The sequence below is a fragment of the Psychrobacter sp. Ps1 genome, from assembly GCF_022129425.1.
Lineage (GTDB): Bacteria > Pseudomonadota > Gammaproteobacteria > Pseudomonadales > Moraxellaceae > Psychrobacter.
The window spans coordinates 42,866-65,103 of sequence record NZ_JADQAN010000018.1; the positions used below are offsets into that span (position 1 = coordinate 42,866).

Annotated in this window: 21 protein-coding genes; 11 read left to right on the forward strand and 10 right to left on the reverse strand. The window is 43.3% G+C overall.

Annotation, left to right across the window (positions count from 1 at the left end; genetic code table 11):
• Positions 1 to 58: 58 nt before the first annotated feature.
• Positions 59 to 712 (reverse strand): RdgB/HAM1 family non-canonical purine NTP pyrophosphatase, encoded by a 654-nt coding sequence (rdgB, locus tag I3249_RS10005; protein ID WP_238069845.1) that lies wholly within the window; start codon positions 710 to 712, stop codon positions 59 to 61.
• Between the two features lie 552 nt (positions 713 to 1,264).
• On the opposite strand from rdgB, the gene I3249_RS10010 reads away from it, so the two are divergent.
• On the forward strand, positions 1,265 to 1,894 hold the full coding sequence (locus I3249_RS10010; RefSeq protein ID WP_101205324.1) for a superoxide dismutase: 630 nt from the start codon (positions 1,265 to 1,267) through the stop codon (positions 1,892 to 1,894).
• 136 nt (positions 1,895 to 2,030) lie between these two features.
• Here the strand turns inward: I3249_RS10010 and I3249_RS10015 are convergent, their stop codons facing one another.
• The 4 genes from I3249_RS10015 to I3249_RS10030 form a co-directional block, all read right to left on the reverse strand.
• Positions 2,031 to 2,771 (reverse strand): SDR family oxidoreductase, encoded by a 741-nt coding sequence (locus I3249_RS10015; RefSeq protein WP_238069846.1) that lies wholly within the window; start codon positions 2,769 to 2,771, stop codon positions 2,031 to 2,033.
• A gap of 293 nt (positions 2,772 to 3,064) precedes the next feature.
• The gene (locus I3249_RS13135; RefSeq protein WP_101205326.1) at positions 3,065 to 3,871 is read right to left on the reverse strand and encodes an HNH endonuclease; all 807 of its coding nucleotides are present in this window, start codon (positions 3,869 to 3,871) and stop codon (positions 3,065 to 3,067) included.
• A gap of 73 nt (positions 3,872 to 3,944) precedes the next feature.
• On the reverse strand, positions 3,945 to 4,763 hold the full coding sequence (locus I3249_RS10025) for a DUF72 domain-containing protein (RefSeq protein ID WP_238069847.1): 819 nt from the start codon (positions 4,761 to 4,763) through the stop codon (positions 3,945 to 3,947).
• 71 nt (positions 4,764 to 4,834) lie between these two features.
• Positions 4,835 to 5,920, reverse strand: a complete 1,086-nt coding sequence (locus I3249_RS10030; RefSeq protein WP_238069848.1) for a polyprenyl synthetase family protein — start codon at positions 5,918 to 5,920, stop codon at positions 4,835 to 4,837.
• Positions 5,921 to 6,800: 880 nt separating this feature from the next.
• Between I3249_RS10030 and fadB the strand changes: the two genes are divergently transcribed.
• The 4 genes from fadB to I3249_RS10050 all read left to right on the forward strand — a co-directional run bounded on the left by fadB (position 6,801) and on the right by I3249_RS10050 (position 12,091).
• Positions 6,801 to 8,960, forward strand: a complete 2,160-nt coding sequence (gene fadB / locus I3249_RS10035; protein ID WP_238069850.1) for a fatty acid oxidation complex subunit alpha FadB — start codon at positions 6,801 to 6,803, stop codon at positions 8,958 to 8,960.
• Positions 8,961 to 9,190: 230 nt separating this feature from the next.
• Positions 9,191 to 10,363, forward strand: coding sequence for an acetyl-CoA C-acyltransferase FadA (gene fadA, locus I3249_RS10040; RefSeq protein ID WP_057761795.1), 1,173 nt, complete (start codon positions 9,191 to 9,193; stop codon positions 10,361 to 10,363).
• Between the two features lie 285 nt (positions 10,364 to 10,648).
• Positions 10,649 to 11,224, forward strand: coding sequence for an isochorismatase family protein (locus tag I3249_RS10045; RefSeq protein ID WP_101205330.1), 576 nt, complete (start codon positions 10,649 to 10,651; stop codon positions 11,222 to 11,224).
• A 237-nt stretch (positions 11,225 to 11,461) separates the two neighbouring features.
• On the forward strand, positions 11,462 to 12,091 hold the full coding sequence (locus tag I3249_RS10050) for an HD domain-containing protein (RefSeq protein WP_238069852.1): 630 nt from the start codon (positions 11,462 to 11,464) through the stop codon (positions 12,089 to 12,091).
• 97 nt (positions 12,092 to 12,188) lie between these two features.
• Here I3249_RS10050 and asd read toward each other — a convergent pair whose 3' ends face one another.
• The gene (gene asd / locus I3249_RS10055; RefSeq protein ID WP_238069854.1) at positions 12,189 to 13,022 is read right to left on the reverse strand and encodes an archaetidylserine decarboxylase; all 834 of its coding nucleotides are present in this window, start codon (positions 13,020 to 13,022) and stop codon (positions 12,189 to 12,191) included.
• Positions 13,023 to 13,135: 113 nt separating this feature from the next.
• Here asd and dtd point away from each other — a divergent pair, with 113 nt between their 5' ends.
• From dtd to phoR, 3 genes are all read left to right on the forward strand, one after another.
• A complete protein-coding gene (dtd, locus tag I3249_RS10060; RefSeq protein WP_238069855.1) occupies positions 13,136 to 13,588 on the forward strand; it encodes a D-aminoacyl-tRNA deacylase in 453 nt (150 codons plus the stop codon).
• A 112-nt stretch (positions 13,589 to 13,700) separates the two neighbouring features.
• A complete protein-coding gene (phoB, locus tag I3249_RS10065; protein WP_057761786.1) occupies positions 13,701 to 14,405 on the forward strand; it encodes a phosphate regulon transcriptional regulator PhoB in 705 nt (234 codons plus the stop codon).
• Positions 14,406 to 14,463: 58 nt separating this feature from the next.
• Positions 14,464 to 15,555 carry a phosphate regulon sensor histidine kinase PhoR gene (gene phoR, locus I3249_RS10070; RefSeq protein ID WP_057761783.1) on the forward strand — a complete coding sequence of 364 codons (1,092 nt, stop codon included), beginning with the start codon at positions 14,464 to 14,466 and terminating at the stop codon, positions 15,553 to 15,555.
• Between the two features lie 107 nt (positions 15,556 to 15,662).
• Here phoR and I3249_RS10075 read toward each other — a convergent pair whose 3' ends face one another.
• A complete protein-coding gene (locus tag I3249_RS10075; RefSeq protein WP_238069856.1) occupies positions 15,663 to 16,253 on the reverse strand; it encodes a M23 family metallopeptidase in 591 nt (196 codons plus the stop codon).
• A 197-nt stretch (positions 16,254 to 16,450) separates the two neighbouring features.
• Between I3249_RS10075 and I3249_RS10080 the strand changes: the two genes are divergently transcribed.
• Positions 16,451 to 17,173: a DUF3820 family protein gene (locus tag I3249_RS10080; protein ID WP_238069857.1), complete on the forward strand. Its 723-nt coding sequence runs from the start codon at positions 16,451 to 16,453 to the stop codon at positions 17,171 to 17,173.
• Positions 17,174 to 17,221: 48 nt separating this feature from the next.
• Here I3249_RS10080 and I3249_RS10085 read toward each other — a convergent pair whose 3' ends face one another.
• The gene (locus I3249_RS10085; protein ID WP_346268584.1) at positions 17,222 to 18,067 is read right to left on the reverse strand and encodes an alpha/beta fold hydrolase; all 846 of its coding nucleotides are present in this window, start codon (positions 18,065 to 18,067) and stop codon (positions 17,222 to 17,224) included.
• Positions 18,068 to 18,490: 423 nt separating this feature from the next.
• On the opposite strand from I3249_RS10085, the gene I3249_RS10090 reads away from it, so the two are divergent.
• Positions 18,491 to 19,174, forward strand: a complete 684-nt coding sequence (locus tag I3249_RS10090; RefSeq protein ID WP_057761780.1) for a TIGR00730 family Rossman fold protein — start codon at positions 18,491 to 18,493, stop codon at positions 19,172 to 19,174.
• 131 nt (positions 19,175 to 19,305) lie between these two features.
• Here the strand turns inward: I3249_RS10090 and I3249_RS10095 are convergent, their stop codons facing one another.
• Positions 19,306 to 20,925 carry an FAD-dependent oxidoreductase gene (locus I3249_RS10095; RefSeq protein WP_238069859.1) on the reverse strand — a complete coding sequence of 540 codons (1,620 nt, stop codon included), beginning with the start codon at positions 20,923 to 20,925 and terminating at the stop codon, positions 19,306 to 19,308.
• Positions 20,926 to 21,483: 558 nt separating this feature from the next.
• Between I3249_RS10095 and I3249_RS10100 the strand changes: the two genes are divergently transcribed.
• Positions 21,484 to 21,918 (forward strand): hypothetical protein, encoded by a 435-nt coding sequence (locus I3249_RS10100; protein WP_238069860.1) that lies wholly within the window; start codon positions 21,484 to 21,486, stop codon positions 21,916 to 21,918.
• A 74-nt stretch (positions 21,919 to 21,992) separates the two neighbouring features.
• Here I3249_RS10100 and I3249_RS10105 read toward each other — a convergent pair.
• Positions 21,993 to 22,238 (reverse strand): transposase (locus tag I3249_RS10105; RefSeq protein ID WP_238069861.1); only part of this gene is annotated, 246 nt, incomplete at its 5' end.

Here is a 22,238-nt window from a genome sequence, read left to right on the forward strand (position 1 = left end):
GTATTATGAGTATCAAGTGCACTTGTAGATAGTTATAAATAGAATAGTTATAAGGTGCTTATAAAGGTAGCTGCGCCAATAGATGCTGGATTGCCTGACCACGATGACTGATGCTGTTTTTATCAGCAGCGCTTAGACTCGCCGCACTGGTTTGCAACTCAGGTAACCAAAACAATGGATCATAGCCAAAACCGCCGTCACCATGTAGCGTATCCAAGATTTCGCCATGCCATAATCCTTGAGCGACAATCGGTAGCGGATCATCAGCATGGCGTACCATTGCCAGTACGCAAACGAACATACCTTTGATCGGAGTATCTGGATTTGCTGCGCGGATAGGCTGCAAGTCGGCGATGAGCTTGGCGTTATTTTTACTATCGTTGCCGTGCTCACCAGCGTAGCGAGCAGAGTAGATACCTGGCGCATTACCTAGTGCAGGCACGCACAGTCCTGAATCATCAGCGATAGCAGGCAGTCCACTGATACGGCTCGCATGACGGGCTTTGATAATGGCGTTTTCCACAAAGCTTAGACCATCCTCGATGGCGTCTTCGATATCGAGCTGACCTTGCGGGACAATCGTCACGTCCAAGTTCGCTTCGGCAAATAGCCGTTTAAATTCAGCCAATTTGCCTTTATTGTTACTGGCCAGTACCCATTGGTTGCCAGATGTCGGATGGGTAGCAGTTAACGAGGTATCAGTAGTGCTCATAGAGTTATTCCGTAATATAAAGATAATGAAGAGCTATTATTCGAGTAGGCTTTATTTATCTTCTGTAGCGCTAATCGGTAAATTGTTTGTCGATTGAAGTAGTTATACTAATCATGATAACGCATGAGTTTGGAAGGAGTGTGGTTACTGCTTAATAAATAACCAATCGCTATACAGATTGTACGGGCTATAACATTTGGTAACTGATATTATTGGTCACTATTGCTATAATAGATACCAAGCTAAAGTGAATTATATCTTATAGCTTGTGAATGTTAAGTTAATAAAAGTCTATAAAGTCAGAGACTTGGCTTTTTGGCGAAGAATAATAGCAATAAGTAACCGCTAGGTTAATTTTGGATTCATAATGATACGTGATATTGTATTGAGCAGTACCGTGTATCAAGCGATAAAGTTCATTTCAAACAATAAACTCAGCCAATTTAGTCCGCTATTTTATAGTGTTTTTTGCGGTGTAAAAATAGCGTAAAATTCAGTTTCTATAACCAAGTTTTTATAAACTAACGGCTAAACAGCAAGGATAAAATAATTATGTCAAACATTACTTTACCAGACCTACCATATGCAAAAGACGCACTAGAGCCACATATCAGTGCCGAAACGCTAGAGTATCATCATGACAAGCATCATGCTGCTTATGTAAACAAGCTAAAAGACATGTTGCCAGGTTCTGGTCTAGAAGACAAAACATTGCCAGAAATCATCGTAGCGACTGCTAAAGATGACAGCAAGCAAGGTATGTTCAACCAAGCAGCTCAAGTATGGAACCACACGTTCTACTGGAACTGCATGACGCCAACGAACGGCGGCGGCGAACCTACTGGCGATCTAAAAGCAAAAATCGAAGAAGATTTCGGTAGCTACGACAAGTTCCGTGAAGAGTTCAAAAACGCAGCATTGACTCAGTTTGGTTCAGGTTGGGCATGGCTAGTTGCTGATAAAGTCGGTGGCAAATTATCAATCGCCAAAACGGCTAATGCTGACACCCCACTTGCACATGACCAAGTCGCTGTATTGACTTGTGATGTATGGGAACACGCGTACTATGTAGATTATCGTAACCGTCGTCCTGACTATGTTGACACGTTCCTAGACAAGCTAGTGAACTGGGACTACGCAAACGCAAAATATAAAGGTCAAGATGCTGGCGTTGAAGAGTAACCTTTAACGACTAAGTATTTGATTGACAAAAAGGACACCGCGAGGTGTCCTTTTTTTATGTGATAACTTTCTCTATCGCTTTCTATTTCGATATCTGATCAAAACATATTTTTGATAGAGTAGTGCCATTATGCTATTAGGCGATACCGCCGTTTGCGCCGATATTTTGTCCAGTAACCCAAGCTGCTTCTTCACTGACCAAAAACGCCACCACACGAGCGATATCAACTGGTTCACCGATACGGTTAAATGGTGACATGCTAGCAAGTCTTTCTACCGTGTCATCCGCCTTACCTTGATGAAATAGCTCGGTATCAGTAGGGCCGGGAGATACTGCATTGACCGTGATGTTGCGCTCGCCGACTTCTTTGGCAAATATACGGGTCAGCTGATCGACTGCACCTTTGGTCGCACAGTAAGTGCCGTAACTAGGTAGCAGCATACGAGTAGTCGTACTTGAGAGGTTTACAACGCGGCCACCGTCATTGAGTTTAGTCGCAGCTTCACGCAATGTATTGAACGTGCCTTTTACATTTATAGCAAATATACGGTCAAAGTCTTCATCGGTGGTCTCGGCAATGGGTTTATTAATCATGATGCCTGCGCTATTGACCAAGATATCTGGCTTACCAAACGCGCTGATAGTGGCATCAAACATTGCTTCGACTTGCTTGGTATTGCTGACATCAGCTTGAACGGCGATTGCTTCACCGCCTGCTGCTTTAATCTGGCTTACGATATTATTGGCTGCTGAATCATCACTTGCATAATTAATGACGGTTTTAGCCCCTGATTTTGCGAGCGATAAGGCTATTTGCGCGCCGATGCCTTTTGATGAACCGGTTACAATCGCGACTTTATTTTTTAGTGTTGTCATCGATACTTTCTCCAATAGTATAAGTGAATATCAGCACGCTTATATTGCGTTTTGACTGATGTCTCTTGATTCATAGGATTATAAGTTACCAGTGTGCAAAACGAATAAGTAGAACGATTCTGTATGCTTGTTTTTAGATAAATTTATCTACTGTGTCTATGCGGATGTAAAGTGCATAAATAAGGATGCTCGTTGAAGGTAAGACTTGATGACTAAATGTTTTTCGGCAAATAGGTAATTATGCTTATACAGTATTTATCACTAATGCAGAGTTTCAATCACAGCTATAATACTTAAATAGAGTTATCAGCTATTAGATTTTTTATTTCAAGAATTGATAATGTCTTGTCTTTTTTTCTATGGACGACAGAATGGCAATTCGCGCATAGAGGAATTAAATCGGTTTCGGGATCTATGTCTTTAGGTGCTTCAAATTCCGATACAGGAACTATATGATGAACATGAATAAACCCTTCAGCATATTCTCCATAGAAACTTCCAAAGTTAAATCCGCAAGCAGCACAAGAGTTACCATGGATGGCAATTGCTTGCTTTCTGTATTTAGGATTTCTTTCATATGTAGTTACATAACGTTTTGATTTTTTGCCTTCACTGAAAGATTCAAGTGAATCCTGAAATTTTCCTACAGTTTCATCTGAAGTATAAGCCGTCTTTTTCTCTGAAACTTTGTTAGGAGTGACTCTAGAGATAATAAGATGGTAAGTCTCCTCATTGATAGCTCTTACTCCATCGCGCCAATAGTTAGATTTTCTCGAATCAGGAATTATCTCTAGATAATTTGAATCATCTTTTGCTAAAACTGCTTCTTCAAAGGGTATAAAGTCAGTAATGGTAGCAAAAAAGTCATTTTTATTACTTTCTTTGTCTGGGTAGGTCTTACCGATTTTAGCGATAGCGAAATAGTGAGGAGCATCAGATAGTCTATTTTTCGAGAAAGATTTATTTTTAAGACTTCCCTTGTAGTAAATAACATGAGTGCCTGGCTCTAGATATTTTAAATATCTTTTAGGAAAGTGGTAAAGGATACCAGTTTCATCAGCCCAAGCAGATTCATCGTTTTCAGTTATTATTGCGTACACTCTATTTCCTTATATTTTAAATTTCGCAGTATTATGGCTTCTATATAAGTAGCTTAATTTTTAATTATATCTATCACAAAACCTCAAACCCAAACTTACCCAGCGCTTCACGCAGCATCGCAATATTATAGTAAGCGTGTGCATTGACGGTATTTTGAAAGAAAATATAGAGCGTATCAAAATGCTGTCGCTGATTGGCAATCGCTTGCGCCCAGTCTTGCATCTCTGTCTCACTATAACGATAATCATGGCGATCAGCCGCACTCATCGCATCCCACCAGTTTAGATTATTGCCGTGCATACGCAGATAGCCAGTGCGTTCAGTGAATATCAACCGTGACGGCGGTAATCCGCTGACCTTGGGGTAATCAACGCTGCACCAAATGAGCCCTTGCTGCCGAAAGCTATCGACCACTTGCGGTGTGTGCCAGCCGTTATGACGAAACTCAATAGCGAGTGGATAGTCTTGAAACCAACTGACAAGCTCTGCTAGATAGAGACGATGCTCGCGAGTACGATCAAAGCCGTGTGGGAACTGGAGTAATAATGGTGCTAGAGCATTTGCTTCGATAAGTGGAGATAAGGCGTTTAGAAATGCTTGTGCATGCTCGGCAGTGCCTTTGCGAGCGTGGGTAAAGTCTTGATGCAGTTTGACGGCAAACTTTAACTGGCTGTCGGCTTGCACGTAGGCTTTATTGACCATACCCGCGAACGCTTTTTGCCCGATGAGTGCATAGAAAGTGCTATTGATTTCTACTGCGCCATATTGCTTGGCATATTCACGTAAGAAATCGGTCTTTTTAGTGCCGGTGGAATACAGTGTACCGAGCAAGTCGGTATCGCTATAGCCACCAGTGCCAAGGTAAATACGCGGGGTAGGGGAACTGTCCATGTTGACCACTCACTGCCGTTTTGGGTAATAAAGTTTGCTACGATATCTTTTGTCTTCGGTTATTCACTAAACTATTTCTTACGCGACCAGAGCCATTCAATCAATGCCAGTAGCGCATCGCTATCTGTGCCAACGGCATCTTCATTGTCGCTAAGCTCACGACTATGTAGTTCATGAGAAATAGCTGCACGTCCATCGTTAAAAAGCGATTGCGCGTAGTTGGTCGCGTCATCGACACCCATTAGTTTTACATAGGTAGATTTGTCGAGTTTTTCATCGCTACCTGCAGGCTTACCAAGTGTATCAGTCGTCATGGTGACGTCTAGCACATCGTCTTGGACTTGAAACGCCAGACCGATATGTTGGGCGCACTCTTGTAGTGCCATGCGCTGTGGAGCCGTTGCACCAGCACAGACGCCGCCCATGAGCATCGCCGCTTCAATCAATGCCCCTGTCTTATCACGGTGAATGGCTTCCAAATCATCCTGCGCGATATTGGCACTGGCTTCGGCATTGAGGTCTAGCATTTGACCTGACACCATGCGTCTGGCGCGCGGCGCAAATATAGCCATGAGTTGACTGGCGATATTTGCATCGAATGGTGCAAAGGTTGGCATCTCCGCGGTCAATACTTCAAAGGCTAGTGTCTGCAATACATCTCCTGCCAGCAGAGCCGTCGCTTCATCAAAGGCTATATGCGCAGTCGGCTGACCACGACGCAGCTCATCATCGTCCATACATGGCAAATCATCATGCACCAACGAATAAGTATGTAATAGCTCAACGGCCAATGCGGCACGGCGCGACATATCATAGTCTGAGTCGTTTTCTAGTAGCGCGTCCAGATCAGCATCGAGAGTATCGATATCATCAATGTCATCATTAGGCTCGTTTGTACGTTCATTATTGCTACTATTAATACTGGCAAAAGCGCTAGCAACCATCAGGGGGCGTACCAGTTTGCCTTGACCCGTCATCACATAACGGCAGGCATCTACTAGCGGGCTAGGGAGCTTGGCATAAGCAAACAAGACCTCGATGTCTTGCGCCAATTGCTCGCGTACAGCGCTATGAAACTGCTCAGTGCTTTGGAAAGAGACAAAGTTAGAAGGGATAACGCCAGTAGAGGTAGTGCTAGAAGTAAAGGAAACAGTCATAATCCAACCATTTATTAGGGATACAGTAAAACTTATTAGGGATAAGATAAAAACGCTATTAGTGTAGCATGATAGGTCATATCGCTTATGTGACACACGGTATCAATTGATTGTTTTTTGCATTTTTCTACCGAAGTTTATTTAAAAACAGTGCAATCTTAGCTGCAATATAACGACAAGATTTCGTTACCGATGGATGATGTCACTCTCTGGTTGAATATGTTCTGATAAAAGAGCAAGCTAGGCTGGCACGTTAATCTTATTACCGTAGAAAAGTGGTACTGAATGCTGACACTGAATAGCTAGCACTGACCAAGTAGCATCGATCAATTGGCACTTATTAGATAGCGCCAACGGACTGTCGTTCCAAAGAAGGCATGCATGAAGTCAACAACACGAAATAAATCTAAATTAACAATTCAGTATACATTTATTCACTAAAACACTTTTAGCGTAAGGTAAATGCTTGCAAGTGATTTAAGAGTGACTTGCGAGTATGGTATTAGCTTGTGACAGTTAGGGGCATAATCCCCTACACTAATTGACGTGAAAATGGTCTGATGGTGACCCTACTGGGTTTTTTCTCAGGATGTTCAATCGTCGATACCGAGTGTTAGACCAAATCTCAGTCAATATTTTGAACATCAGTACCTGCAACAGCAGTATATAAATGAAGCGTCATATGATGTCATGCAAGAGACGCAAAATACGTGCATCATGATGAACGCTGGATAATAAAGACATCTTCACTTGTGAGCTGGTTATATGTTTGTCTTTATAACATGACAAGCGCACAGTGCTATTACCCATTTTACTAACAGTAACTGGCTATTTATTTTAATTCAAAACGTAGCTTTCGTTATATAGAAAGGAGTTTCAAATGGTATACCAAGGAAATCGCATCACGGTGACAATGCTAGAGGATGGCATCGCCAACATGCAGTACAACGCCGAAAATGAGAGCGTGAACAAATTTGATGCCGAAACCAACAAGCAGTTTGGTGAAGCAGTTAGTGCGTTAGAAAAAGCCGACAACGTAAAAGGTCTTATCGTTACTTCAGCCAAAGGCGTGTTTATCGCTGGTGCTGATATCACAGAATTCGTCGGTTCTTTCAAAAAATCAGAAAGCGAGATCAAAGATTGGGTCGTTCATGTTAATGACGCTTTCAATCGTTTTGAAGACCTACCATTCCCTAAAGTTGCGGCTATCAATGGCGCGGCAATGGGCGGCGGTTGTGAAATGACTTTGGTTTGTGAATACCGTGTCATGAGTGACAAAGCGATCATCGGTTTACCAGAAACTCAGCTAGGTATCTTCCCAGGTTTTGGCGGTACAGTTCGTAGTACGCGTATCATCGGTATCGATAACGCACTTGAGCTGATCGCGACTGGTAGCCCAAAGAAAGCATTGGCAGCATTGAAGCTAGGCTTGGTTGACGCGACTGTACCTGCTGATGACTTGCAAGATGCAGCAATTGATCTAGTTAAAAAATGTATCTCAGGTGAGCTTGATTGGAAAGCAAAACGTGAAGAGAAATTGGCTCCAGTTAAGCTAAACCAACTTGAGCAAGCAATGGCGTTCAACAGTGCCAAAGGTGCTATTTTCGCTAAAGCCAATCCTAAGCAATACCCAGCACCATCGCTAGCAATCGAAGCTATTGAAAAACACGTTAACCTACCACGTGACAAAGCAATCGAAGTAGAAGCGGCTGGTTTTGCTAAAGCGGCTAAAACCCCACAAGCAGAAAGCTTGGTTGGTCTATTCTTAAACGATCAATTGGTCAAAAAATTAGCAAAACAGCACAGCAAACAAGCACATGACATCAGTGAAGCCGCTGTACTAGGCGCTGGTATCATGGGTGGCGGTATTGCTTATCAAGCAGCCAGCAAAGGCTTGCCAATCATCATGAAAGATATCAAGTCTGAGCAATTAGACCTTGGTATGGGCGAAGCAAGCAAATTGCTTGGCAAAATGGTAGAACGCGGCAAGATGACCCCAGCAAAAATGGGTGAAACCTTAAGCCGTATCCGTCCTACTTTGAACTACGGTGATTTTGCTGAGACTGATATCGTAATCGAAGCCGTTGTAGAAAATCCAAACGTGAAGCGTGCGGTACTAAAAGAAGTAGAAGGCTTGGTAAAAGACGACTGTATCCTAGCGTCAAACACCTCGACCATCTCTATTACGTTCCTAGCAGAAGCGCTTGAGCGTCCAGAAAACTTCGTCGGTATGCATTTCTTCAACCCAGTACACCGTATGCCATTGGTCGAAGTTATCCGCGGTGAGAAATCATCTGAAGAAGCCATCGCAACTACCGTTGCCCTTGCTTCTAAAATGGGTAAAGTGCCAGTAGTAGTTAACGACTGCCCAGGTTTCCTCGTAAACCGTGTATTGTTCCCATACTTTGGCGCGTTTGACTTGCTACTGAAGCAAGGTGCTGACTTTGCTCATGTCGATAAAGTTATGGAAAAATTCGGCTGGCCAATGGGCCCTGCATACCTAATCGACGTGGTCGGTCTAGATACAGGTGTACATGGCGCAGCAGTAATGGCGGATGGTTTCCCTGATCGTATGAAGCCTGACTACAAAGGTGCCATCCAGCATCTATATGAGAACGAGCGTCTAGGTCAGAAAAACGGTATCGGTTTCTATAAGTACGAAACTGATAAGCGTGGTAAGCCAAAGAAAGTTGCTGATGAAGCCACTTACGAGTTGCTAAAAGCCACAACTGACAGTGAAAAGCAAACGTTTGATGATCAAGCAATCATCGATCGCACTATGATTGCCTTCTGCAACGAAACCGTTCGCTGCCTAGAAGATAACATCGTAAGCACACCAAGCGAGGCCGACATGGCGATGATCATGGGCGTAGGTTTCCCGCCATTCCGTGGTGGCCCTTGCCGTTATGTCGACCAAATGGGTCTAGATAACTACTTGGCACTATGTGAAAAATACGCACATCTTGGCAAAGCTTATGAAGCGCCACAAAAGATTCGCGACATGGCAGCCGCAGGCGAGACTTTTTACGCAACAGCGTAATAGTCAGTCATTACTAGGATGAAGTGCAGTACGTTTGCTATTTTGCATGAAAGCAATTGAGACATGAATCGTCTCCAATAGCGAACGTACGATTATAGTTGGTTCAGTTTAATGCTAGTACGAGTAAATCAAGCGCAAATGTACCTATTGTACTTTGAGCGGGGTTAACAAGGTAATAGTCGTAAATTGGACTGACTACACTGACAATAAAAATTGAAAAGGAATATGGTATGACAACTTTAAGTCCAAAAGATGTGGTCATCGTAGATGGCGTACGCTCGGCAATGGGCAAAACCAAAAACGGTATGTTCCGTCATGTACGTGCTGATAGCATGTCAGCGGAACTAGTACGTGCGCTAGTAGAACGTAATGACTTTGATACCAATGATATCGAAGACATTATCTGGGGTTGTGTCAACCAGACGCTAGAGCAAGGCTTGAACATCGGTCGTAACATCGGTTTGCTAGCTGGTATCCCAAAGACTGCTGGTGGCCAAACGGTTAACCGTCTATGTGGTTCTTCTATGCAGGCACTACATACTGCCGCTGCACAAATCATGACCAACCAAGGTGATGTATTCATTATCGGTGGTGTTGAGCACATGGGTCACGTCGGCATGATGCACGGTGTTGATCTAAACCCTGCTGCTTCTAAGCACTATGCAAAAGCGTCAAACATGATGGGCTTGACTGCTGAAATGCTAGGTCGTATGAACAATATCACGCGCGAAGAGCAAGACGCGTTTGGTCTTGAGTCACATCGCCGTGCATGGGCTGCAACCACTGAAGGTCGTTTCGACAATGAAATCATCGGTATCGAAGGTCATGATGCTGCTGGACGTCTGCAACTATGTACGGTTGATGAAGTAATTCGTCCAGACGCAACGATGGAGCAAATGCAAAAGCTACGTCCAGCGTTTGATCCAAAAGGCGGTACAGTAACAGCGGCAACCTCATCTGCATTATCTGACGGTGCGTCAGCGATGCTAGTCATGAGCGCACAAAAAGCTAAAGATCTAGGTCTAAAGCCACGCGCCCGTATCCGTAGTATGGCTGTGGCTGGTTGTGATGCCGCTATCATGGGTTATGGTCCTGTACCTGCTACCCAAAAAGCATTGAAGCGTGCTGGCATGAGCATCGATGATATGCAAACCATCGAGCTAAACGAAGCATTTGCTGCTCAAGGTCTATCAGTGTTAAAAGGTCTGAACCTATCTGACAAGCAAGACATCGTTAACATCAACGGTGGTGCCATTGCTCTAGGTCATCCACTAGGATGTTCAGGTGCTCGTATCACAGTGACATTGCTAAACGCGATGGAGCAGTCAGATACTGAAATCGGTCTAGCGACAATGTGTATTGGTCTTGGCCAAGGTATCGCTACTATTATTGAGCGTGTTTAATCTCATTTACATAAACAAGATTATTTGAACACTTAATAAGTAGCTACTCGCTAACGAAAAACCTCTAGTCATAACGGCTAGAGGTTTTTTTATGGGTCAAATTAATAGTTGGTAAGCTAATAGATCACAGAGTCGAAAAACACAGTATTACGGCGATTAAAAATTATCTCCATTGACGCATTCATGAAACTATGACTAAATAAGAGAAAGATGAACCATGGCACTGTTTATGATAATTCTAAAATAGTTTTTAGTTGCAACTGTCAGCCGTACAAGGAGTGTACTATGTCTACTATGATTAATGATCGCACCTATCGAATCGCTCGTGAGAATACCCAAGCGATGATTGTCGATGTGCAAGAGCGCTTAACGCCGCATATCTATGATCACGAAAATATCGTCAAAAAAACCGTTACCTTGATTAAAGGGCTGCAAGCGCTCAATATTCCAATTATGCTCAATGAACAATATAAAAAAGGATTGGGCGATACCTTGCCAGAGCTGCGCGACGTACTCGAAGGAGACAATGCCAAGAGCTTTGAAAAGGTCACCTTTAGTGCCTGCGATAATAATGATTCATGGCACCATCTAGCGCAGCAGAACCGTAGTACTGTACTGCTTTTTGGTGCTGAAGCTCATGTCTGTATTATGCAGACGGCACTGGATTTATTGGATAATGGTATGCAGCCTGTCATTATTGGGGATGCAGTGGGTTCTCGTTTTCCTTATGACAAAAAGCAAGCAATTCGCCGTATTCGCCGTGCAGGGGGGGTGATCAGTACTGTAGAATCAATCTTATTTGAGCTATGCCGTAGCAGCGAAGATCCTGCGTTTAAAACCATTATTAATTTGATTAAGTAGGTGGTTAAGCTTTAGTTGCTTAAAGGCTTGGATAAATAGGGATTCAATTTGACCATTTATTTTCTAATTTATAATAGATAGCGCTTGGTAAAATAAGCGCTATTTTTTTGATAACGGTAATAGTCTTTTAACCATTGTTTGATACCAAACTAACTATAATATCTTGAGCAATGAAACTTAAAATAGCTAGAACTTATAAGCATTAAACCAATAACTAGAGAAAACCAGAGAAAATCAATGTCGCAAGCCAGCTCTATATCAGTCACTCATTCCGAATCTACTTCACATATCGACATCGACGATGTCACTCATTTCTTATTAGAGTTAGATGCGCTCAAACGCGTTAATCGCCGCAGCTATGTGACACAGACCACTCGCAAAGAAAACTCTGCCGAACATTCTTGGCATCTAGCAATGGCCTGTTGGTCAATTGCTGAATTATTTGCACTAGACGTCAATCATGAAAAATTGCTGAAGATGGCGTTGGTTCATGATTTAGGTGAGATTGATGCTGGCGATACTTTTTTATATGCTGATACGCGTACTGATGCACACGTCGAAGAGCGTGCCGGCATTGCCAGACTGCAACGTGAGCGAGGCAATGGCATTAGTGATTTGAGTGAGGTTTGGGAAGCGCAAGAAACAGGAAGCAGCAAAGAGAGTCAGTTGCTCAGAGTCGTTGATCGCTTATTGCCGTTTTTACTCAATCTAAATACCAACGGTAAAACGTGGGTTGAGCTTGGCGTTACGCGCTCGCAGGTGGCGGGTGCGCATGCATTTATCGAAGACAGCTTTCCTCCTATCCATGATTGGCTCTCACATAATATTGAATACGCAACTCAGCAAGGCTGGTTAATTGACGCGTAAGTCTGCATAAGTAACAGGCATAAAAAAAGCCCAGTTAAGCATTATGATTCACGCTTAACTGGGCTGATATTTTCAGTGCTTTTATACAAGCATGTTATTAAGCGTTTGCCATTCCTAGCAATTGACCCATTTGCACGACGCTATTGGCTTGCATACCATCTAGCCAGTCAGCCTTTGCTGCTTTTGGTAATACTACGATAGCCGTTGAGCCTAGATAGAAGCGTCCGAGCTCTTCGCCTGCTGCAAACTGCATATCGTGATCCGCTTCCTGTATATCATCCGTGCGGGTAATTTTGCCAGTGGCGACGGTTTCAATACCAGCGACGATCATAGCACCAACCATCACAACAGCTGCTTTGCCATACTTGGTATCAAACATACAGACCAGACGTTCATTACGCGCAAACAAGTCTGGCACGTTAGCCGCCGTAGTATTGTTGACCGAAAACAGTGTACCAGGTACATAGCGAGTCTTGGTCAATGTGCCAGTAAACGGCATATGCACACGGTGATAATTACTAGGTGCTAAGTAGATAGTTGCAAAACTACCATCAGCGAAATAACTGCCATCTTCACTATCAGCAAGTAGTTGGCCGACATCATAGTGACGACCTTTGGCTTGTAGTAGTTTATGGTCTTCGATTTGTCCTAGCTGAGAGATAATACCGTCCGCAGGGCTCACGATACCGTTTGCAGTAGCGTCGATGGTACGAGCATCTTCTTTTAACTCACGAGTGAAAAAGTCATTAAAACTCTCATAAGCGTTAAGGCTTTGGCGTTCGTACTCGTCTAAGCTGATATTATAAGCTTTGGCAAAGCTACGGATAAAGGTACGTTTGACATAAGGGTGGCGACTGGCGGCCAAACGTCCAGCGACTTTACTGAGCTTTTGCTGCGGTACAAGCTGTTGTAAGGTGGTAAATACATTCATAATAAGGCTACCAAAATAAGGTGTAATGTAAGAAATAATAGTTAAGTTAATGACGGTATTTTATCATGGACAGCATATTATTGTATGGCCATAATCTGTTAAGGAATTAGTAAATGAAAGCACTCATACAACGGGTGAAGCACGCTAGTGTGGTCGTCGATCAACAGTGTATTGGTGAGATTGAGCATGGGGTATTGGCATATATTGGCTTAGGGCACGAAGACGATTTCGCCGCTGCCCAGCGTATGATTGACAAAATATTGACCTATCGCATTTTTGAAAATGACGAAGATCCTGCCAAATTTGGTAAACTGGATAAAAACGTTCAGCAGGTCGGTGGTGGGCTATTATTAGTTTCACAATTTACCTTGATGGCAAAAACAGACAAAGGTCGCCGACCAGACTTTGGTGGTGCGATGGCACCTGCTGCGGCGCAAGCGCTATTTGAACAACTGGTCGATTATGCCAAAACTAAGTATCCAAATGTGGCAACTGGTCAGTTTGGTGCGGATATGCAAGTGTCGAGCGTTAATGATGGGCCGCTTAATTTTTTACTAGAAATCTGATTTTAGAGTGTCATCAAGCTGTCATAATTAATCCGTTTAATAGGTAGAGACTGGTGAGTATATATCGCCTTTTTACATGCTAGATTTTGTCCGCTAACACCGAGAATGTCCTATGTATAATGAGCAAATTTTGATTGTGGAAGATGAGCCTGCGATTCGTGAAATGGTTGTCATGACGCTAGAGATGGCTGGGTTTGATAGCTTGCAAGCGGCAGATGTGTCAGAGGCGCATCAGCAAGTGGTCGATCATAGACCGTCACTGATACTGTTAGATTGGATGTTGCCGGGTGACAAGAGTGGTGTGGATTTTTGTCGTATGCTAAAAAACGACGAGCTACTCTCTGAAATACCAGTCATTATGCTAACGGCAAAAAGTGAAGAAGACAGTAAGGTGCATGGTCTAGATGCAGGCGCAGATGATTATATGACCAAGCCTTTTTCGACTCGTGAGCTGATTTCTAGAATCAAAGCCGTACTACGCCGCAGTAGCGCGATGAGTAGCGACAAACCTATCGAAATTGGACAGTTAAGTCTAGATACCAAGAGTCAGCGCGTGACAGCTGCAGGTAAAATCGTTGATGTTGGGCCCACAGAGTATCGCCTATTGGCATTTTTTATGAGTCACCCTGAGCGCGCCTATACACGAACGCAGCTGCTCGATCAGGTATGGGGCGGCAATGTATATATCGAAGACCGAACCATCGATGTGCATATCAAACGTCTACGTAAATTACTGCGACCTTATGACTGTGATACATTGATACAGACGGTACGTGGAACAGGCTACCGATTTTCTAGCCTGATTGAGCCAAGTTAATCTTGTACAAATAATGCCGCAGCGATATAAAGGCCGCGGATAGTGGTAAGGATAAGAGATGGACAAGATAGCGCCAGCACAAAGTGAGCAATCAGCTCTATTAGAGCAAATATCTACTCAAAGTACAGCGGAGCAACTCAAAAAAATCGGCAGTGCATTACGAGCCTTGCGCGATGCAGTGATTTTGCTCAATAATAATGACGGTCTAGAATGGTGGAATCAGGCGGCACAAGACTTATTGCTGCTACAGCCAGAGGACAAAGGTCAGAACATCTTTGACTTTATTACTGTACCTGAGTTCCGCCAGTATTATGAAGGTACAACGATACCTAACGATGGCGTCCATATAGAATCGTGGCGAGATCCTAGTCGCTACTTGAAGTGCGAACTGACCCCTTTTGGGGATGAAAAATTGCTGTTTGTATATGACGTGACTCGCCTGCGGCACTTAGAGCAAATGCGTCAGGATTTTGTGGCGAATGTCTCGCATGAGCTTAGAACACCATTGACTGTGATGATGGGCTACCTAGAAAATTTCTCCGATCAGCCAGATATGCCGCCGCAATGGCGTCGCGGTTTTGAGCTTATGACGCAGCAAACTGCCCGTATGAACAGAATCGTGAACGACTTGCTGCTATTGTCTAAGATTGAAATCGAAGAGTCACACGAGCTGCATTACATAGATATGACTAAGCTACTAACCAATATCTACGACGATGCCCAAGCGTACAACCAAGCGTACAAACACATCATTCATTTGCATATAGATACGTATGATGGGCTCTACGGGTCAGAGATGTACTTAAATAGTGCGCTATCCAATCTAGTAATCAATGCCATCAAATATACACCAAAAGGTGGCAATATCACTATAAGCTGGACAAGGACGTCTGATGGCTGCCGTTTCGCGGTCGAAGATGATGGGATCGGTATTGCGTCAGAGCATATCGCCCGTTTGACAGAACGTTTCTATCGTATCGACAAAGGTCGCAGTCGTGCGACAGGTGGTACGGGGTTGGGATTAGCGATTGTAAAGCACGTATTACACCAGCACGAAGCACAATTGCAAATCGATTCAGTAGAAGGGGAAGGATCGACATTTAGTGTGGTATTTCCTTCAAACTACGTCAGATCCGTCACAGCCAATTAATACGATTTCTAGTCTGTATTAGCGTTGGTTTTTCGGCTTCAGTTTTGTGATTAATGCAAACTTAGGACTACTTCAGCTCGGGACAACGATATACTTTTCTGTATCCGTTAATCCTTTTGCAAAAGCGGATAAGGGTTGACCGCACTGCCATTAATATAGATACCATAGTGTACATGTGTCGGTGTTCCTTTTGCATTACCGCTATCACCCACATAACCGATTACGTCGCCCTGATTGACCCAATCATTGGGAGAGATGTCAGCATAGTCTTCTAGATGAGCGTAGTAATGTCCTGCGCCACCAGGCCCTACCACCACAACCACGCGTCCACCCAATGTGTTCTCACCAACCTTGCTTACTACGCCTTGCGTGGTCGACTGTACGGGAGTATTGCGCGGCGCAAAGATGTCGATGCCTTCGTGGGAGCGGCCTTGACTACGTGCTGCACCCCAAGTGTCTGTCAGGTTTCGTTCTGGTAGTGGACTGGGTAAGCTGTTTTCGGTCGGCAGTTCTTGTTGCAATAGACTTAATTGCTGCCATTTGGCAACCACAAATGACTGCGTCTGTTGACTGATACTGGGTAGTAGCTTATCAAAGACAAATAACAGTGCTAGCAATATGATAGCCTTAATCAATAGGCTTATTAAACGACTAAAAAAAGAAGGTCTGGGAGGCTGGTTGTTTCCATCTGCTAGCATTGATGTCTCATATATGTTTTATGTCATTTGAGATTTTATTATAAAAGCTTCGTCTGATAACGTATGTATCGCATTGTTATCTATCGTTTTTACCCCCATAGATATTCTTATGGTTAAGGATATAGACAGTAAATACAGTTTTATCTACTTAACATTTCTGCTGAGCATAGACAGTTGCTACTGATGGTTAATACTTTATGAATGATGCTTTTAAACCTGCTGATATTTCTGCCACGCGCGAAACAGCGCTGGTTATCGATACCGAAACAGATCAGGGCAGTGATCCCAGACCTATCCAAGTTGCTACTATCAATGTAGCAACTGGTTTCGAGTGGATGAAATACTTTAACAGTGGTCGATCTATTTCACCTATTGTCATAAAGGTGCATGGTATTACTGATGATGATGTGGCTGGACTGGAGCGATTTGAGTTGGAGCAGTTTGAGTTACCAGAGTACTTGATTGGTCATAACGTACGTTTTGATTGGCGAGTGATTGGCAGTCCTTCTGCTAAGCTAATTTGTACGGTGAGACTTGCGCGGGCCGCCTTTCCAGAATGGCGTGCTTACGGTCAGTCTAAATGTATCGAGCAGTTATTGGGTAAGGGTGAGGCGAGTGCAATGACGATTGCCGCTCATGATGCGCTTGGCGATGCTCGAATGTGCTATTTGCTGTATCAAGCATGCTGCGAGCGTCTAGAGATTGCGCCGACAGATTTTGCAGCGGCACATGCTATTTCCAATAAGGCGACCCCTGTGAGCAAGATGCCGTTTGGTAAGCATAAAGGCAAGCCGATCAAAGATGTGCCCATCAGCTATGTTAAATGGATGATAGGCAATATTCATAACATGCAGCCGTCGCTGTATTCGGCATTGACTAAACGCTTAAAACTAGATGAAGCAGAAAACGCAGAAAAGTAATCTGAGTTGTTACGTAGCTAATATATAAGGGGCTACATGACAATAAGCTTATGGCTGTTCGTGCAACCATGTCACCGCCATCTGCCATAACTGCGGTGCTTTTATATTGGTCTTACTACTGAAATAGCGCATATGACCGATATGATTTAGTCCAAAATCCTCAGGGTCTAAGAATCGCTTTTCTACGGGCATTTTTGTAAATACCCTTATCATATCGTCCATGTTTTCACTGTTGGCGATATCATCATCGCTAAAGCCAAGCCACAATGCCGGCATGCTAAGCTCATCATAGAAATGCGTGTGTATGCTTTTGCCAAATGCGGTTTTGATATAGCCCGCACCATTGCACCATTCACGCCATTGACGAGCCACACCGCGTGGCAGTGGCTCACCCATACCGATTTTGTCTGACGGGGTATAGCCTAGTGTTAAATTAGTGAATGGAATAAACGCATCCATAAAGCCCATGGCTTTGAGCTTATAGGGCATGCCCATATTTTTGATACGTCCTGACGAGCAAGCGACATTGAACACTGAGCCAATCGCCTGATAGTTGGGCATCAAGCCAATGAGCTGACCACCTGCGCTATGACCGATAAGATGATAAGACGCATCAGGAAACTCATCTTGTAAGGCATCAAGTACAGCTGGCATGTCATGGCGACCCCAACTGATCAAGGAAGCGCTACATTTTGCCAGATCGGTCGATAGGGACTCACCGATTCCTTCGTTATCAAAGGTCAGCACCCCAAAGCCGCTTTCTGCTAGATAGGTCGCAAAATTATGATAAAAGTGACGCTTAATACCTGTGGCAGGTGCCATCATGATTGCTTTTTTTGTCGCATCTTTAGGACGATAGACAGTGGCTGCCAATGCTTGGTTGCGATCGGTCATGATGCTTAATGAGTAAGTATCAATATTGCTCGCGTCATTCGTATTGCTTTTACTAGTGAGATTGCTATTAACCACAGAGCTTGATAGCTCGGCAGTAGGAGAGGTGTTGTGATTATCCATGGGTATACCTTAGTATTTTTATTAGTAGATAATGAATATCGAACTATGATGAACAATAAATGCGCATCTTAAAAGTGTAGTCGTTGCGTAGTGATAAATCGTTGTGACTATGTGGTAGCATTGCTTATGTTAAGATAAATGCTGGCAAGACAGTTGCTCAAATATGACTTACAAGTTTTGTATAGCTTGGCTGAGTTTGTCTTATGAATCATGTGCATGACAATATAAATGATAGGTGTCGGTATGCAGCCTTCACTAATAACAAGCACTCAATAAAAACTGACAGGTAATTAAGGAAGCTATATGCAAATGAAAATCAACGATGATACTTATGACGTAATCACAAGCAAAGACATTACAAATATTGAAAAAGCAGTCGACAAGTCTGCCCTATCAATGCCGCTCGTGGCTGTGTATTGCGGTTCACGCTTGGGCAATGGTGACGTGTATGAACAGGCGGCGCGTGAGCTTGGCAGTGCCTTAGCAAACAATGGTATGGGGCTAGTATATGGTGGCGCTAGTATCGGTCTGATGGGCGCAGTTGCGGATGAAGTAATCAATGGCGGCGCGCAAGCAGTGGGTGTGATTCCAACCTTTATGCTCAAGCACGAAATCGCTCACGAGCAGCTGACTCGCTTGCATTTGACTGACACTATGCACACGCGTAAGACAGTTATGGCAGAGTATGCCGATGCCTTTATCACGCTACCAGGCGGGCTCGGAACATTAGAAGAGATTATGGAAATCGCTACGTGGCGTCAATTGTACCAGCACGAAAAACCAATGATCATTTTGAACATCAATGGTTTTTATGACCGTATGATTGAGCATTTGAAATATACCACTGAGCAAGGCTTTATGAAGCAGGAAGATTTAGATCGTCTAGTGGTGTGCAATACCATCAGCGAAGCGATCGATATGCTACAGACAGTAGTGACCATAGATGATGCTGTGGATACAGAAAAGATGGCAGGCAGTAATAGTTAAGCCGTATAGCTATGAATACACAGCAAATGCTTAAATATTAAAAGCTATTGCAAAAAAGGAGCAGATAACCAAATCTCGGTTATCTGCTCCTTTATTATATGTATTAACAACCTATCAGAGAGTCATACCTATTAGGCATCAGCAGGCGTGAGATCGTCCAATGCTACTTCACGAATACTATGATTGACATGAGCCATCGCAATTGGAAATCCACGCTGTTCAGCGAGCTGACGTGCAACCTCATCGACAGCGAGGCTATCGTTATGGACAAGATATGACCACTCATGGGCATAGCGACTACGATTCAGAGGTGTATCGTTCTCTATCAAGCCTAGATTTGTCAGCTCATTAACTATTTGATCAGCGGCAATCAAGGTCGAAGATGCTTTGACGTTTTCTGCACGGGCATAGCGTATATTAGAGTATAAACTCACATCAGCGACTCGCAGCGTATCATCCTGTCCGGGAATCTGCTGCCCACCGTATAGCGCATTACCAACAGTACGTGCACTGTTAAATGTCGGTACAAACTCCGCCACATATTCAATCGCTTGCTGACTACGTGCCTGTAGGGGCGCTTTATCCCAACCATCTTCAATGTAGTGCACATATTGCTGTGGCAGTTTTGGCTGCGCACTGTCTTCACTTGATGCGACAAGACCATCATCAAACAAAGTAATGGCTTTACTCATACCATGAATCTGAAAGTATCCGCCAGGGTAGGGAGTAAGCTGCGCCATGCCTTCTGGCGTGCCTCGTTGACCATAGACGATAATCTCTGGTATCTGTCCACCAGCATCGCCCCAATGAGTCACATAAGACGATTTGAACTCGACCATACGTGTGACTTCGACACCAACCATATCGTCGATGACACCCGTACGGAATCCGCAAGCATTGACTAGGTAATCAACTTCGATAGACTCAGGCTGAGAGGCATGTTCTTGACTATGAATCTGTTGATAGTCGATACGCCATTTGGTGACATGATGCTCAGCGTTGGTACAATTCTCACAATCTACCGGCACGACTTTTTGCACAGCAGTTTCGGTAAATACATGCGCATTGTCGTACTCTTCGAGCGCAAGCTTAGCAGAAGCGGCTAAACGAAAAATATTCCAACCATATTCTTGGACAACAATTAACGGAAATTTAACTTTGTTTAAATCCAAGTATCTAGCGACTGGAATCATCCATTCATCAATCGTGCTTGGTACAGCGACTTGCTCACGTTCAGACAGCTCAATCAATTGCTCATGGCTGTAGAGTTGATAGTAATCTTCAGGCTCACCCAATACCTTATTATTAGCATCTTGCTCGATCAATTCTTGATAAGCATCGGTCAAAATGTCTAAACGCGGTAGTAAATCTTCAGGCAGTCCTTCGTCACGTGTCGGTACAGCAAACACAGTAGGACGGACGTCAATAGTATGCGGATACAAACGCAAAATATCGATACATTGCTTAAGCAGCGCTACGCAATCTTCGTCCGGTATTTCACGGTACAAGTTACCACCTGCATGCAAATGACACATAGGTGGTCCATCAATGAGAGATTTTTTCTTTTCAAACAAATAGGTCTCTAATCCTAACGCAGCAAGTCGAATCGCAATCGTCGATCCCGCAGTACCGCCGCCCAAAATGCCAACACGCTTTTTAGGTTGAGTGTTTTGTGCCCCATAAGATAACACCCCAGAATGAGCGTCACGATTAAAGGATTGAGCGTATTTTTTATCAAAAGACTGAGTCATTGTCGTCGTTGTATCCTTAATAGCATATGTATTAGGCCGTGCTCGGTATATGTATCAAATGTTCTATATTTCTTAATATGAGTGCGAAGGTAATTAAGTTCAACACACAAATCTGAACTTCAATAGTCATCTTTTCTATTGTTTAGCCATTCTTCATCTCTATAGGTTTATTTTACGAAGAACTACAGACAATATGATGGGAAATACGTAAGAAGATGCATGAGTTTTGTCAACGAGTCGCTATATGTGTGAATTTTTTCAGACAAACGAGCCTGTCTAAAAATAGAGTAAACGAGAGAAGTGGCAAACTTGTGAAATCGAAAATAAGCTCGTTTTATTGTTTTGTAAAATTCGACCGCTTTTGTAAGTATATATTGGTAGCCGAGATAACTTAAATGCATATGCTATATTCATTTTGCTTAACAAGAAGCGTAGGTTCTGTTTTGATGACTGTTCAGAATTACAAAGGTCAAAATTAATAATAGGGACAGTCGACAAAGTAAACAACCACAGGCTTATCGCTATAAAAAATACGACTAAAATTACAAGGAAGTTATGATGAAAAATATAATGATGTTATCGGCATTAACAGGTGTATTAACACTAATTGGCTGTACTACTTTAAAAAACGTAGTCGGTAATGATATGTCGGGTACGCATGAAGTACAGGCAACGACCAATCATACAGCGCCAGTTACTAGTAAGAATGGGGTGTTGGTAGATGCTACTAACCATATGACGTTATATACGTTTGATAAAGACTCTATGAATAAGTCAGATTGCGGTGCAGCTTGCCAAGTTGTTTGGCCAATTTTCAAAGCGCCTAGTGATGCTAAAGCTTCAGGTCAGTTTGCTGCATTTAAGCGTGAAGATGGCAAATATCAATGGGCAATGAACGGTAAGCCTTTATACTTCTATGCTAACGATACAAAAGTTGGTGACAAAGACGGTGATGATAAACTTGGCGTTTGGCATGTTATTCCAAGTAAATAGTATGCATTAGATATAAACTGAATCGAAAACGTTAAGACAAAAAGAGACCATCCCAGATTCTGTGTAACTGCCATTTAGATTAAATGCCTGCTTATACGGTCATCAAACATAATCATAAAACGATTCAAAGCAGACGTCCAGTTACGAATGGGCATCGACCACTTTTTGGATGCCTGCTGGGTAGCTAAGTACACCACTTTAAATGCTGCCTGATCAGATGGGAACACCTTACGCTTATTCACTGCCGTCCGAATCACGCTGTTTAGCGACTCAATAGCATTGGTGGTATATATGACTTTTCTGATGTCTTTAGGGTAATT